The organism is Pectobacterium sp. 1950-15, assembly GCF_037136835.1.
Taxonomy (GTDB): Bacteria; Pseudomonadota; Gammaproteobacteria; order Enterobacterales; family Enterobacteriaceae; genus Pectobacterium.
In genome coordinates, this window is the sequence record NZ_JBBBQR010000001.1 from 363,516 (window position 1) to 377,618 (window position 14,103).

11 protein-coding genes are annotated in these 14,103 nt (G+C 51.1%); 5 read left to right on the forward strand and 6 right to left on the reverse strand.

The window, feature by feature from the left end; all coding sequences use genetic code 11:
- Window positions 1–159 precede the first annotated feature (159 nt).
- From cybB to WCT94_RS01610, 3 genes are all read left to right on the forward strand, one after another.
- The gene (gene cybB, locus WCT94_RS01600; RefSeq protein WP_336867517.1) at window positions 160–696 is read left to right on the forward strand and encodes a cytochrome b561; all 537 of its coding nucleotides are present in this window, start codon (window positions 160–162) and stop codon (window positions 694–696) included.
- A 21-nt stretch (window positions 697–717) separates the two neighbouring features.
- A complete protein-coding gene (locus WCT94_RS01605; protein ID WP_336867518.1) occupies window positions 718–1,515 on the forward strand; it encodes a deaminated glutathione amidase in 798 nt (265 codons plus the stop codon).
- 184 nt (window positions 1,516–1,699) lie between these two features.
- On the forward strand, window positions 1,700–2,770 hold the full coding sequence (locus WCT94_RS01610; protein ID WP_336867520.1) for a L,D-transpeptidase family protein: 1,071 nt from the start codon (window positions 1,700–1,702) through the stop codon (window positions 2,768–2,770).
- Window positions 2,771–2,832: 62 nt separating this feature from the next.
- On the opposite strand, the gene WCT94_RS01615 is transcribed toward WCT94_RS01610, so the two are convergent.
- Complete coding sequence (locus tag WCT94_RS01615) at window positions 2,833–4,113, reverse strand: O-acetylhomoserine aminocarboxypropyltransferase/cysteine synthase family protein (protein WP_336867521.1); 1,281 nt, start codon at window positions 4,111–4,113, stop codon at window positions 2,833–2,835.
- Between the two features lie 322 nt (window positions 4,114–4,435).
- Here WCT94_RS01615 and WCT94_RS01620 point away from each other — a divergent pair, with 322 nt between their 5' ends.
- Window positions 4,436–5,923, forward strand: a complete 1,488-nt coding sequence (locus WCT94_RS01620) for a mannitol dehydrogenase family protein (protein ID WP_336867522.1) — start codon at window positions 4,436–4,438, stop codon at window positions 5,921–5,923.
- On the opposite strand, the gene WCT94_RS01625 is transcribed toward WCT94_RS01620, so the two are convergent.
- Window positions 5,916–6,290 (reverse strand): hypothetical protein, encoded by a 375-nt coding sequence (locus WCT94_RS01625; protein WP_012773392.1) that lies wholly within the window; start codon window positions 6,288–6,290, stop codon window positions 5,916–5,918. The two genes, WCT94_RS01620 and WCT94_RS01625, sit on opposite strands and share 8 nt — an antisense overlap.
- Window positions 6,291–6,673: 383 nt before the next feature.
- Between WCT94_RS01625 and WCT94_RS01630 the strand changes: the two genes are divergently transcribed.
- The gene (locus tag WCT94_RS01630) at window positions 6,674–8,200 is read left to right on the forward strand and encodes an MFS transporter (RefSeq protein WP_336867524.1); all 1,527 of its coding nucleotides are present in this window, start codon (window positions 6,674–6,676) and stop codon (window positions 8,198–8,200) included.
- Window positions 8,201–8,340: 140 nt separating this feature from the next.
- Here the strand turns inward: WCT94_RS01630 and WCT94_RS01635 are convergent, their stop codons facing one another.
- From WCT94_RS01635 to WCT94_RS01650, 4 genes are all read right to left on the reverse strand, one after another.
- Window positions 8,341–9,351, reverse strand: coding sequence for an AI-2E family transporter (locus WCT94_RS01635; protein ID WP_319849034.1), 1,011 nt, complete (start codon window positions 9,349–9,351; stop codon window positions 8,341–8,343).
- Window positions 9,352–9,534: 183 nt separating this feature from the next.
- Window positions 9,535–10,482, reverse strand: coding sequence for a FecR domain-containing protein (locus WCT94_RS01640; RefSeq protein ID WP_336867526.1), 948 nt, complete (start codon window positions 10,480–10,482; stop codon window positions 9,535–9,537).
- Entirely contained in the window at window positions 10,479–11,003 is a 525-nt protein-coding gene (locus WCT94_RS01645) for a sigma-70 family RNA polymerase sigma factor (protein ID WP_336867527.1), read from the reverse strand. Before WCT94_RS01645 ends, WCT94_RS01640 begins: the two co-directional genes overlap by 4 nt.
- 169 nt (window positions 11,004–11,172) lie before the next feature.
- A complete protein-coding gene (locus tag WCT94_RS01650) occupies window positions 11,173–13,566 on the reverse strand; it encodes a TonB-dependent siderophore receptor (RefSeq protein WP_336867529.1) in 2,394 nt (797 codons plus the stop codon).
- Window positions 13,567–14,103: the final 537 nt, after the last annotated feature.

A 14,103-nucleotide genomic window follows, 5' to 3' on the forward strand; every position in this document is an offset into this window, starting at 1 on the left:
CTGTATAAACGAGGTTGAATGCCGAAGAACCCAGCGCCGATAGCCCGGTTTGTCAGGCACGGTAAAGAGGGGCTGACAAGACGCAAGTTACCTTATACTTTATGAGATTATTCGCTCGTTACCGTGTCAAACCGCTCTCAACGTCGCAGAGGACGAAACATGAAAGGAAAGTTCGCACCATCGCAGATTGCATTGCACTGGCTGGTTTTTCTGTTGCTCGTTGTGACCTATGCCACCATCGAACTACGCGGGTTTGCTGAACGCGGTTCGCTGCTGCGCACCGTGATGATGGTGACGCACTTTAGCTGTGGCGTAGCCATACTGGTTCTTATGCTGGCGCGCCTGTTCTTGCGCCACCGACATACCTCCCCTGCCATTACGCCGCAGCCTCCTCGCTGGCAAAGTGCATTGGCTTCGCTCACCCATGCCGTTATTTATCTGCTGTTTATTACGCTGCCGATATTGGGCGTTGCCTCACGCTATTACAGCGGCCGGGACTGGATGCTTTTTGGTATCGGCATGCCAACAGCCGCAACGCCGAATTTCGACCTTGCTGAAACGCTGATTGGCTGGCATGAAACGCTAGCGCTGTTAGGCTACTGGCTCATTGCCGCACATACCGCCGCCGCCCTGTTCCACCACTATGTCATGAAAGACAATACGCTGCTGCGCATGATGCCAGCCAAGCGCGATTAATCAGGCAACGAAGGAGCAAGAATGAAAGTCGCACTGGGGCAATTCGCCGTTGACCGCGAGTGGCAACAAAACGCCACGACCATCGCTGAATTCATGTCAGCAGCACAGCAAAAGGGTGCCGATCTGCTGGTGCTGCCAGAAGGCGTGCTGGCCCGTGATATCACCAACCCCAATATGGTGCTCACTGCTGCTCAGCCGCTTGATGGCCCGTTTATTTCGCATCTGCTGGAAGCCAGCAAAGGCAACAACCTGACGACCATGCTGTGCGTGCATATCCCGAATGGCGAAGGGAAAGTCTGGAATACGCTGCTGGCGCTACGCAACGGTGAGATCGTCGCGCAATACCGAAAACTGCATCTATACGATGCATTTTCCGTACAGGAATCGGAAAACGTACTGGCAGGTGAAGAGGTTCCACCGCTGTTGACCATCGCCGGGTTAAACGTTGGGCTGATGACCTGCTATGACATTCGCTTCCCTGAACTTGCCCGCCGTCTGGTGCTGGACGGCGCAGATGTCCTCGTTCTTCCTTCCGCCTGGATTAAGGGGCCGCTGAAAGAGGCGCACTGGGAACTGTTGGTGCGGGCCAGAGCACTGGAAAACACCACTTATCTCGTCGCCGTTGGCGAATGTGGCGTCAAGAATATCGGCAACAGCATGGTGGTCGATCCTTTAGGTGTTGTCGTGGTTCAGGCACCGGAAACACCGGCTCTTATCTATGCCGACATTGAACCGGAACGGCTGGCGTATGCCCGTCAGATTCTCCCGGTACTGGCTAATCGCCGCTTTCAAAAACCGACGCTAGACGGGGAAAATTGAGTCACGGTTCACTCTACGCTGCTTTCTTTCTCATTCGTACGCCAAAAAGTGTGATTAGTTACACATGTTGTTTCCCTCGGAGGCCATTCTGCACATATAATGCGCATCCGGTCGCCAACGCGACCTTAGCAGACCAGCCTCCTGATTCGGGGGGTGCATTTACCACTCAAATAAAGAAACGAAAATGAGTATTCGCGCGATCTTTACTTTAGTTCTTGCAGCCGCCGCATTCAGCCAGGCCGCTTTTGCCGTTGTTTATCCTCTGCCTGCGGCGAATAGCCGACTGATAGGCGAGAATATCGAAATCACCGTACCGGAAGATAGCACGCAGCCGTTGGAACATTTTGCAGCACAGTTCCAAATGGGCCTGAGCAACCTGATGGAAGCCAACCCGGATGCGGACGTTTATCTGCCTGTTCCCGGCAGCAAAATGGTGATTCCTCATCAGTTGATTCTGCCAGACGCACCGCGTGAAGGTATTGTCATCAACAGCGCAGAAATGCGTCTGTACTACTACCCGAAAGGTTCCAAAACCGTGGTCGTTCTGCCAATCGGGATTGGTGAGTTAGGTAAAGATACGCCGATTAACTGGACGACTTCCGTTCAACGTAAGAAAGCGGGCCCAACCTGGACGCCAACCGCGAAGATGCATGCAGAATACGCAGCACGCGGTGAGACGCTGCAAAAAGTTTTCCCTGCTGGCCCAGATAACCCGATGGGTCTGTACGCGCTGTACATCGGCAACCTGTACGCGATCCACGGCACCAACGCCAACTTCGGTATTGGCCTGCGCGTAAGCCACGGCTGCGTTCGTCTGCGTGCCGATGATATCAAGTATCTGTTCAACAACGTTCCAGTCGGTACTCGCGTTCAGTTCATCAATGAGCCAGTGAAAGCCACCGTTGAGCCAGATGGTTCACGCTATGTTGAAGTTCACAATCCGCTGTCCCGCACAGTAGAAGAATTCCATTCTGATTCTCCTGCACCGATCAGCATGACACCAAAAGTGAGCAAAGTTCTGGCTGATGCCAGCGTGAACACCAGCGAAGTCGATCAGGCAATCCAGAGACGTTCTGGTATGCCGACCAAAATCAATGGTCTGATCGAACAAGCGACCCCGGCCATTCCGGTTGAATCTGCTGCGGCACCTGTTGCACCAGAAGCACAGACGCAAGACAGCCTTAATGCGGAGCAAAATGCCGCACCGGTGGAATCACAGCCGACTGCTGCAGCGACCGACGCTAGCCGTTCGTAATCGCGATAACGCGTTGGAAACTCATTCAGGTTTCCAACGCGTTTCTTTCATTCCCTTACCGTTTACTGTTTCTGTGAAGCGTCCAGCGCCTGCGCCACATCAGCGATGATGTCGTCAATGTGCTCAATGCCGACCGAAATTCGAACCAAATCCTCACTCACGCCTGCTTTCGCCAGCTCTTCCGCATTCAACTGGCGGTGCGTGGTACTTGCAGGATGGCACGCAAGCGATTTGGCATCGCCAATATTAACCAGCCGTAAGATCATCTTCAGCGCATCAATAAAGTGGCCGCCAGCCGCTTTCCCACCTTTAATGCCAAAACTGATAATCCCAGACGCTTTGCCCGAGGTAATTTTGTCGCAGTTTGCTTTATAGGGACTATCCGGCAATGCGCCATAGTTCACCCAGGTAACCAGCGGATGCTGATTCAGATAGCTAGCCAACGCTTCAGCATTGCTGCAATGGCGTTCGATACGCAGGCTGAGGGTTTCCAGCCCCTGCAACAACAAGAACGCGCTGTGCGGAGAAAGCGCCGCGCCAGTATTACGCAGCGGCACTACCCGGCAGCGTCCAATATAGGCCGCCGGACCAAAAGCGTCTGTATACACCACACCGTGATAAGAGGGATCGGGCTCGTTCAGTAATGGGAAACGCGTTTTATTCGCGACCCAGTCAAACTTGCCGGAATCGATAATCACACCGCCAATCGTGGTGCCGTGACCGCCGATATATTTGGTCAGTGAATGGACGACAATATCTGCACCGTGCTCAAAAGGTCGGCATAGCACGGGCGTCGCCACGGTATTATCGACAATCACCGGGACGCCGTGGCGATGCGCAATCTCCGCGATTTTGGCAATATCGACAATATTTCCCGCCGGATTCCCGATAGATTCACAAAAAACGGCGCGGGTGCGCTCGTCAATCAGCGACTCCAGCGTCGTAAAATCATCGAAAGAAGCCATCCGCACTTCAACGCCCTGACGCGGCAACGTATGAGCAAACAGGTTATAGGTACCGCCGTACAGCTGGCTGGTGCTGACAATGTTATCCCCAACCTGCGTGAGCGCCTGAAGCGAGTAGGTAATTGCCGCCATACCGGATGACAGCACCAGCGCGCCAATACCGCCCTCAATGGCCGCCAGTCGCTGCTCCAGCACCGCATTCGTTGGGTTCATGATACGGCTATAGATATTGCCTGCCACTTTCAGATCAAACAGATCGGCACCGTGTTGCGTGTCGTCAAATGTGTAAGACGTCGTCTGGTAAATCGGCACGGCTGCGGACTTCGTTGTCGCTTCAGATTCATAACCATGATGTAGCGCGAGGGATTCAAGTTTCATCTTACGGGCCTTTTTGTTATTCGTTGGAGTGAGGAAAATATCGACACAAAATAGCAGACTGTGCTCGGGAAAAGCACTTGATGATGTAGAAGAAATGGAGATAAGTTAGTAAAAACAAGACTAAATTTCAGCGTTACATTATTACGCTGAAGCCCCTTCACAAAACTGCACGCTGCCGAAGAAGCGAATCTGAAAAAGCGATAGAATTTGCGCGGAGAAAAAAACGTGCGCACCGTAACCTATCTGTGCGTCTTGTATTGCACCGCCTGCAAATCACAGCTACTTTTAACGTCATGGATCCCCCCACCCGAAAGCGCAATAAATGACTGATAAAATAAAAAATATCGCTACCTGCGAATTGCCTGACAGCGTCCAATTTCCTCACTACGATCGTAAGGCGCTGAAGCCGCGCATCGTCCATATCGGATTTGGCGCTTTTCATCGTGCTCATCAGGCACTGCTCACCGATCGCGTACTGAATAGGGTGGGAGGAGACTGGGGTATTTGTGAAGTCGTGCTATTCAGCGACGATACGATGATCAATGCGCTACGCCAGCAGGATCATCTGTTCACCGTGCTGGAAAAAGCCGCGACGAGCAATCAGCCGATTGTCGTTGGTGCCGTGTGTGAATCGCTACATGCCAAAATAGAAGGCATTAACGCGATTATTGAGAAACTCGCCGCGCCAGAAACCGCCATTGTTTCCCTGACGATTACCGAAAAAGGTTATTGCATGGACGGGACGAGCGGCAAGCTGGATCGTACCAATAAGTTGATTCAACAGGATCTCATCGATCCTCGTCACCCCGCCTCGGTGCCGGGTTTGCTGGCAGAAGCGCTGCGCCTGCGTCACGAACGCGGGATTGCGCCGTTCACCGTACTCTCCTGCGATAACGTGCCTGAAAATGGCAAAACGGCCAAAGCCGCCGTGCTGGAATCGGCGGGGCTCAACGATCGAAGCCTGACTGATTGGATCGACTCTCAGGTTTCTTTCCCGAATACGATGGTGGATCGCATTGTCCCTGCGGCAACGCCAGAAACGTTGCAGGAAATTGCCGAGCACCTTGGCGTCGCCGATCCCTGTGCGATAGCCTGTGAGCCCTTTATTCAATGGGTGATCGAAGATCATTTCACTGCCGGACGCCCCGAATGGGAAAAGGCAGGCGTACAGTTGGTACATGACGTACTGCCGTTTGAAGAAATGAAACTGCGCATGCTGAACGGCAGTCATTCATTTTTGGCCTATCTGGGCTATATCGCTGGCTACGATCACGTCAGCGACTGTATGAATGACGAGAACTATCGCCGGGCCGTGTCTCATCTCATGCTGCTGGAACAGGCACCGACGCTTAGCGTCGTGGATATCGATCTGAAAGATTATGCCGTCCAGCTACTGACCCGTTTTTCCAATCCGGCGCTCAAGCATCGAACCTGGCAGATTGCCATGGACGGTTCCCAGAAGTTGCCTCAACGCATGCTGGAATCACTACGGTGGCATGTGAGCAATGGAGGAGACTATCGCTGTCTGGCATTAGGAATCGCTGGCTGGATGCGTTATGTCAGCGGCAAAGATGACGCGGGTAACCCGATTGAAATCCGCGATCCGCTGGCTGACAAGCTCAGACACGTCGTTGAAGAAACATCAGACAGCGCCGAGCGGGTCAGTGCGTTTCTCAATATTCGTTCTATTTTCGGCGAGGATCTGCCAACCAATCACGATGTCTTCAACGCTATCGCACAGGCTTATCTGAAGCTGCGCGATCACGGCGCAAAGAACACCGTGGCCGCACTGGCACAAGACTTTAAATAACGATAAACCCAAGCAGGCCAAGGTACAGCGCACTTTGGACACCCAGAGCCAAAGTGCGACTTTTCCCTTTTGTTTCATCCAGCCACGGCAGCGATGACCAACTCATTCCCCCACCTATAACGGCAATCACCAACAGCGCCGCGGCGATCAGCCAGACGAGCTTATCCAGCAGCGAATTGGGAAACAAAATTTGCATTGCGGAAACGACAAGAAACAGGGTGACGCAACGTAATACCCCAACCAGAATCCCCGCACGATCTCTCAGCCCACGCGGAGCGGAAGAAGGTAACCAGGCCTGAAAAGCAAACAACCCAACCACGGCAATAAAAACCACATAGATAACGGCGTAGATCATCAAATGACTCACGTTACGGCTCCTGATAAGGGGATACGATCAAGTAAACTGGGCGGGATGATGACGACATTTCCTCTCTGAGGTCAATGCGTTATTTCATATCACGCTATCGATTTGTGGGGCAGCGCGCCATGTCGGCTCGCCGCCAATCTGTGCGCGCACCGCTTTTCTGTAAGAAATATACATATCCTGTAACTTAAGCACATAAATGCATGATCAAGAAATTATAAAAAGCAAATTAAAATATCTTATTTCATGATCTGTCTGACAGATCGTCATTAAAAGCGCGTGAAAGCGTGATCGTCAGTTTACTTTCTTTTCAATAGAGCAAATTATAAAGAAATGATAGTTCAATCGAACTGAAATATTGTTTCATATTTGTAATTAGGCTGATCATGAATAAACCAATCTCTTTTAAACATACGTTCTGCTACGGCAGCGCGAACCTGCTCGGCAGTGGCGCGCTTGCTATCAGCGGCGCATGGCTAATGTACTTTTACACCACATTCTGTGGGTTAACATTGGTTCAGGCCGCTGCCATTTTCTCCGTTGCCAGCATCATCGATGCTATCAGTAACCCCATCATGGGGTACATCAGCGATAACTTCTACAACACCCGCATTGGTCGCCGATTTGGCCGCCGACGCTTCTTTATTTTGCTGGGTGTCCCGCTGGTTCTGGTTTACCCGATGCTGTGGGTTGATGGCTTTGGTTTCTGGTATTACCTGGCGACATACGTGCTGTTCGAGCTGATTTACACCTCGATCATGGTACCGTATGAAACGCTGGCTACCGAAATGACTTCCGATTTCAAACTGCGTTCTAAGCTGACGGGTTCTAAAGCCATTTTCGGCAAAATCGCCAACTTCCTGGCGGCATTCATTCCCGGGCAATTTATTGCCGTCTACGGTAAAGATTCCGCGACGCCATTCTTCTACACCGGTCTGGTCTACGGTGCCATTATGTGCGCGGCGATGATCGCGCTGTATATGACGTCCTGGGAGCGTCCAGTCAACGAGATCGTCCGTGAAAGCACCTCTAGCCTGTGGCAGGCGATGAAAAAGCTGAGCGTGGATATGGTTTCCACCTTCCGTCTGCGTATTTTCCGCAAACATCTGGGAATGTACCTGTTTGGCTTTGGCGCTGAGTGGCTGTTCGCTTCCGCGTTTACCTACTTCATCGTCTTTGGTCTGAAGCAGAACACGGCGTTAGTGTCACACCTCAATAGCTTCAGTTCGGTCATGCAGCTTATTTCTACCGCAGCCTTCATCGGTATTTGCGTCAAAATGGGCTTTGCGCGGCCATTCCGTCTGGCGTTAATGGTGGTGATTGTCAGCGTCATGGCCTATGCCGCGCTCTATTTCGCTAACTGGTCAGAAGACATGACCATCTTTGTTCTGTTTGCCATCACCGCCGTATTTGGTCTGAGTACAGGCGGCATCTACTATATTCCCTGGACGGTTTATACCTTCCTGGCTGACGTAGATGAAGTCCTGACTGGTCGCCGCCGCGAAGGTATCTACGCAGGTGCCATGACGTTTGCCGGCAAAATGGTGCGTTCTGTGATTGTCTTCGCCATGGGCTGGACGCTGAGCCAATTCGGTTTCGTCTCCGGACAGTCAGCACAGCCTGAATCTGCCGTCCAGGCGATTGTTGGCGTGTTCTCACTGGGCGTTATCGGCCTGGCGCTGGTTGCCATTTACTACACAACACAGATGAAGTTGGATCGTAAGAACCACGCCATCCTGCTGGAAGAAATTGCACGTATCAAAGCGGGTGGCGCGATTGCCGATGTACCGCCTCACGCACGCGCTGTCGCAGAAGAGCTGACAGGCTGGGAATATGAGAAATGCTGGGGCAACAACCCATTAGGCGTTCAGTCTGAAGAGACAAAGCCGCAGGTTGCGACTGCGCAGCATTAATCGAAGACGATCGTTTATACAGACGTTTGTTGAAGACAAGCATCAATTAAAAGCCGTCATCAACTAAAAACAATCAGCCCAATCTCGTATTGGGCTGATTCATTTAGAGCGCCGTGTTTTGATTAACCGCTCGGGTAGGATTAAATCAACGAGGCTTCTTTCAATTCACTTTTCAGGTAAGCGTAGTATATCGGGGCCGCAATCACACCGGCCAACCCAAAGGCCGCTTCAAACACCAGCATCGCCAGCAAGATTTCCCACGCGTGCGCTTTGATCCTCGTCCCAACGATTTGTGCATTCAGGAAGTATTCAAGCTTATGAATCAACATCAAATACACCAGCGCAACCAGTGCGATCGGTAGCGAAAGCGATAAGCCCGACAGAAAAACGATCGAGTTGGAAATCAGGTTACCGATCACTGGCAGCAGGCCGAAAATGAAGGTGAGCACCACCAGCGTTTTGGCAAACGGCAGGTGGATACCACACAGCGGCAGAGCGCCCAGAATAAAAATGGCAGACAGCACCGTGTTAACCGCAGAGATTTTCACCTGAGCGAAAACAATGTTACGAAACGATGCCGATAGCAAGGTAACCCGACGCAGCAACTCCGCTTTGAGTAATGGCTTCTCGGTGTCCTGATCGACGTTATAAAGCGACACAATCGCTCCCAGCACCATACCGATTAGCATCGTCACAAATCCATGCAGGAAACTTTTCCCCATGTTCTGCAACATCACAATATGCGCCTGAACCCATTGCAGCAGCTCGCGCTGAAGTTCTTCAATACTGACTGGCAGATACCCTGGTAAATAGTGGGCGACCTGCTGCTGGATATCATTGAGGATGTAGCCAATACGCACGTTGAATGCTGCCGTATCCTTCATTTCCTGCATCAACAGTCCGACCAGACTACCAAACAGTAAGCTCAACAGGCTGACCACCAGTGTGCTAATTACCGCGACCACAATCCAGCGGGCGCGCTTACCGCTGATGACCCGTTGAAAATAGGGCGTCAGTAAATTCACGATTTCATACACCAGAAAACCGGCAATAAAGCAGGCCAGCAGGCGTAAGGGCAGCAATATAAGCAGGCCACCCATAATAAAGAAAAAGCTCAACAGGCGAGCTTGTTTCAGGTTCAGTAACTGCATGATAACTTCCCGTATGAAGAGGCAACGCCGAGAATACTCGTTGTGGAGTATGCTACGCCTTTTTCGGTATCAACAGATTGATTTATATGCGCCAGATTTGCGTTTCGTCTGCGACGTGATAACCAACCAAATAACAAACGAAGAATATTTTTGGTGTTTTACCGGCGAAATACCAGCAGTGTTTTAACTCGGCCGGATATCCACCCACCAGGAAAAACGCCGGGTTACCTTCACCGGCAGCGTTCGCGCAACGGCATCGAGCAGGCGATCGGTTTCATGCAGCGGGAAAACGCCCGAAATCCGTAGCGTCGTAACCGCGGAATCAACATGAAAATAACCATTGTGATAGCGGGAAACTTCATGAATGAGCTGCCCTAACGGCATGTTATCCGCGACCAGTTGTCCTTTACGCCAGCTCTGACGGAAATTCTCAACGGGTGTCGGTTCACTGCTCTTGTCGCGGGTAAAGATAACCTGTTGCCCTGCCGTTACCCGCCGCGCGGCGGGGACCGCCGTTTGTAGCAAAACCTCACCGCTAAAAACGGAGAGCACGCTGTGAGCGGACGTATAGCGCAGCGCTAATTGGCAGGAATGCGCAGAAGCGGCAAGATCGCCATGGGGCGTGGTCAACCGGGCGGCATGCGCCGTTTGGTTGTCCAGCATCAATTCACCTTTGATCAATTGAAACGTCAGCGGCTGAGACAACGCGGGGTTGCCCTGCTGATTCAATGCTGAATCGGTATTGAGCCAGAGGGTCATCCCCGTTTCGATGCTGAGCTCACGCGTTTCTCCCGTGCCCGTACGGTAATCGGCAGCATAACTTTCCCACGGCAGACTAAAACCCGCTCCTCCGGTAAGGCTGACGATCGCCAGCAATTTCAGCATACGCCGACGTTCCTCACCCCGCTTACTCAGCACCGAAGAGGCTAACTGGCTGTCTACCGTATGGAAACGGGCATGAATTTGTTCAACCTGCTGCCAGGCAAGCTGGTGGGTTTCATTCTGATGTAACCAACGCTGCCATGCCTGACGATCGTGCTCAGCGCAGTCTTCGTCATACAGCGTGGCATACCACTCTGCGGCAGCATAAAGAACATCTTTGGGAATCGAAGACGTGATAGAGGAGATCATAAGTCCTGACACAATAGACAATTCAGCATCGCCTGTGCCATATATTTTTTTACCATCCGCTCGGAAACGGCTAATTGTTCAGCGACCTGTCGATAGGTTAAACCGTCAAGATGCACCAGCAAGAATGCCTGACGCACTTTGCCAGGCAGCGTAGCCAGCATCTGATCGATAGCCAACAGTGCATCAACCACCATCGCCTGCTGCTCCAGCGAGGGGGAAAAATGAAACTCCTGCTCTGCCAGCACCTGAAGATAGGCATTCTCGATATCTTTACGCCGCCAGTGATTCACCATCAGCCCATGAGCCACGGTCGTCAGCCAGGCGCGAGGTTCACGGATACGATCGGTCTGATGCTGGCAAATCAAACGTAGAAACGTATCCTGTGCCAGATCTGCTGCCTGCTGTGAACATCCCAAACGCCGACGCAACCACGCCTGTAACCAGGCATGATGATCATGATAAATCTGCTGAACGTTTAAGGTTTCAGGCTGATTGGGGCAGACAACGGCGGGACTTTTCACGGTATTCGCTCAATGTGACAGCAATGAAATGATTTTCATTATCATTAAAAGCAAAGTCAACGACTATTCACGTCTATGGAGCGGATTGCGGTAAAAATAAGGACATTGCAGGCATTAATACAAAAAAAGAAGCCCTAGGGCTTCTTTTAGTGATGTTTGAGACGGGAGATTACCAGCGATAGCTGACGTTCGCGCTAACGTTACGGCCTTCACCGTAGTAGCACCAGAAATCACACGCGCTAACATACTCACGGTTTGTCAGGTTGGTGGCATTAACCTGCACGCGCCAGTCCTTGCTGAAATCATAGGCAATCATCGCATCCCACAGCGTATAAGCAGGTACTTTCAAATTTCGGCTTTCAATTTTATCGCCGAATGAACTCCCAACGTAACGTACGCCGCTACCCACGGTCAGCCCCTCAAGTGGGCCAGAGAAAGCATAAGTTGCCCATGCGGACGCGCTATGCAACGGCAAGCCCGCCAGACGTTTTCCAACTTCTCCCACGGTTCCGGACTTCGTTGTCTCCACTTTGTTGTACGTGTAGTTGGCTGTCACTGAGAGGCCGGAATACACCTCGCCGCTCAATTCTAACTCAACGCCACGAGAACGTGCTTCACCCGCTTGCACCCGACGAATAGGGTTATCGATATCTGTAGTCAGGATATTGTCCTGATTCAGATTGAAAACAGCAGCTGAGGCATAGCCATTAAACCCACTCGGAGTGTACTTAACGCCCACCTCGGTTTGCTTGCCCATAGTCGGTTTATATTGCCGTCCTGATGCATCGTAATCAGCGATAGGCAGGAAAGACTCTGCATAGCTGATATAAGGCGAAACCCCGTTATCAAACAGATATATCACACCCGCGGACTTCGTAAACTTGGCATCATCCGTGCGGGAATCAATCCCCATGATTTCATTTTGTGTACGTGATTTTGACTGGTCGTAACGTCCACCCAGCAAGAAGATCAAACGATCGTCATATTTGATCTGGTTCTGGATATAGTAACCATTCTGATGGCGACCAGAACGATGGTAAGAGAGTTGATCGTCATTCAGCGTATAGTTGCCGTAGACTGGGTTGAAAATATCAATCGGGTTATTGATGAACTGGTATTTTGTTGAATTATAAGGGGATAAATCAGCATCATGGCTTCGTGTATTGGCACGACGATAATCGAACCCGAGCAGTAAGGTATTTTCAATGTCTTCCCACTGCCATTCGCCCACTAAACGGTTATCGGTAGCCCAATTTTGCGCAAAGCCGTCACGGTAGGTCAGCCCACGGTTGGCGTGGCGCTCATCCTCCATCCTTATCGCATAAGCATTGCGCAGATCCAAATTCAGATAGGTGTAATTCACATTCTGGTGGAACGTCCAGGTATCGTTCAGGTGATGCGTGAACTCATAGCCTAGGTTGAATTGCCGAGTATCGTGGCGGTTCAACCCCGGTTCGCCCAGCGACGTTTTATAGCCGACTTTGCCAAATGGTGTGCCATGTAATGTCCCGTACGGCAGCTTAAAGCCGTTGGTTGTGTCGGATTTCGTATCCATGTAGCTGGCTAATACGGTCAGTTCCGTGTCTTCTCCGAGGAACGTGACGCTCGGTGCCAGATAAAAGCGCTTGCTCTTCGAGAAATCCATCTCACCCGAGGTGTCACGCGCTAGCGCAACAACCCGATACAGCACCGAGCCGTCATCGTTTAACGGACCCGCACTGTCGACGGCCAGATGGCGATAATCGTTAGAGCCATATTCCAGCTCGACTTTCCCCTGCGGCAAACGCGTTGGTCGTTTGGTGATGACGTTAACCAGACCGCCCGGCGGGTTTTGCCCGTACAGAACGGAGGCGGGGCCTTTCAGGACTTCGATACGCTCGACGCCGAACGGCTCAATCTGCTGGCCGTAGAACCCGTCTTCATTCAGCGTCGCCAGACCATTCTGGAACCGTGACTGATCGCTAAATCCACGAATCGTCACCCATTCGGCTTTATTGTCCGGCCCGTATGGCGTCGCGAGAATGCCGCTGCTATAGCGCAGCGCCTGATCGATCTTTTGCGCCCCGCGCTCTTCGATCTGTTTTTCCGTGACAACCGCCACCGCACGTGGCGTTTCTGAAATCGGCACATCCAGCTTCATCGCGGTATTCGGTGGAGCAGTGACAACGATCCGATCGTTTTTAGCAGGTACCGGCGCAGTAACGGGTACAGGCTCACTCACTGTGCGTTGTACCAGCGTCACGCTGCCATCGGCACTGTACTGTGCACTGAGGCCACTGCTGCTGAGAATCTGCTGGAAACCCTGCTCTACGCTGTAGTTTCCCTGCAACCCCGCACCGCGTTTACCCGCGACCAATGCCGGATCGTAAGAAAGTAATACACCAGCCTGTTGGGCAAATTGATTGAGCACCTGATTGAGCGGGCCGGACGACACTGCATATTGTTGGACTGGCACCGCAGATGCAGCATAGACCGCCGCCATTGGCAGCACTGAGGCAAACGATGCCCCAAGTACCCCAGCACGTAAAGCACGCGCTAACAGGTGGGTACGGAATTTAACCATTATTTATCCCCTATCGCATAAGAAACGCTGTTTTCAGAAGCTATGCCAATTGGGGGAGTAAAAAGGGGAACTGAAAATCGAAAAATAATTGAAATAATGCGTCTGGAATCAGAATTATTGCGGAAAATACGTTGTCGATATGGGTAAACCACTGTCATTGCCAATAAAAAACTGACGTCATTTTTATCAAAAAGTGCTATATGCCGACAAAGGCTATATTGGCCTAACCTCATCAGTAATTAGACGAGAGTCTACTTATCCATTTGTCATCTTTTAAGATTCAACACGCTAAAAATAAAGAAAATTTTAAGAGCTTCTTATCAAGGTTTAATAAACCCTAATGTTTAAGGGAATAATATGTGAGAAGGCAAAAGGAAAAGGGAATAGGCATGGAGGAGAGCAAGATTGTATCGAAACGTTTCGCTGTTTATTTTAAAGAGGCATATTATATGCAATAAAATATATAACCCTCTATTTTTTATTAACTTTTAACATTATCGCAGTTAATAAAGAACGTCTTTCATTCTTCATTTACGA

What these genes read in the sequence shown, in the direction of transcription:
- WCT94_RS01610 (WP_336867520.1), top strand. Translation starts at nt 1,700, where the DNA reads ATGAGTATTCGCGCGATCTTTACTTTAGTTCTTGCAGCCGCCGCATTC.
- WCT94_RS01640 (WP_336867526.1), bottom strand. Translation starts at nt 10,482, where the DNA reads ATGATCTCCTCTATCACGTCTTCGATTCCCAAAGATGTTCTTTATGCT.
- WCT94_RS01630 (WP_336867524.1), top strand. Translation starts at nt 6,674, where the DNA reads ATGAATAAACCAATCTCTTTTAAACATACGTTCTGCTACGGCAGCGCG.
- WCT94_RS01605 (WP_336867518.1), top strand. Translation starts at nt 718, where the DNA reads ATGAAAGTCGCACTGGGGCAATTCGCCGTTGACCGCGAGTGGCAACAA.
- WCT94_RS01635 (WP_319849034.1), bottom strand. Translation starts at nt 9,351, where the DNA reads ATGCAGTTACTGAACCTGAAACAAGCTCGCCTGTTGAGCTTTTTCTTT.
- WCT94_RS01620 (WP_336867522.1), top strand. Translation starts at nt 4,436, where the DNA reads ATGACTGATAAAATAAAAAATATCGCTACCTGCGAATTGCCTGACAGC.
- cybB (WP_336867517.1), top strand. Translation starts at nt 160, where the DNA reads ATGAAAGGAAAGTTCGCACCATCGCAGATTGCATTGCACTGGCTGGTT.
- WCT94_RS01650 (WP_336867529.1), bottom strand. Translation starts at nt 13,566, where the DNA reads ATGGTTAAATTCCGTACCCACCTGTTAGCGCGTGCTTTACGTGCTGGG.
- WCT94_RS01615 (WP_336867521.1), bottom strand. Translation starts at nt 4,113, where the DNA reads ATGAAACTTGAATCCCTCGCGCTACATCATGGTTATGAATCTGAAGCG.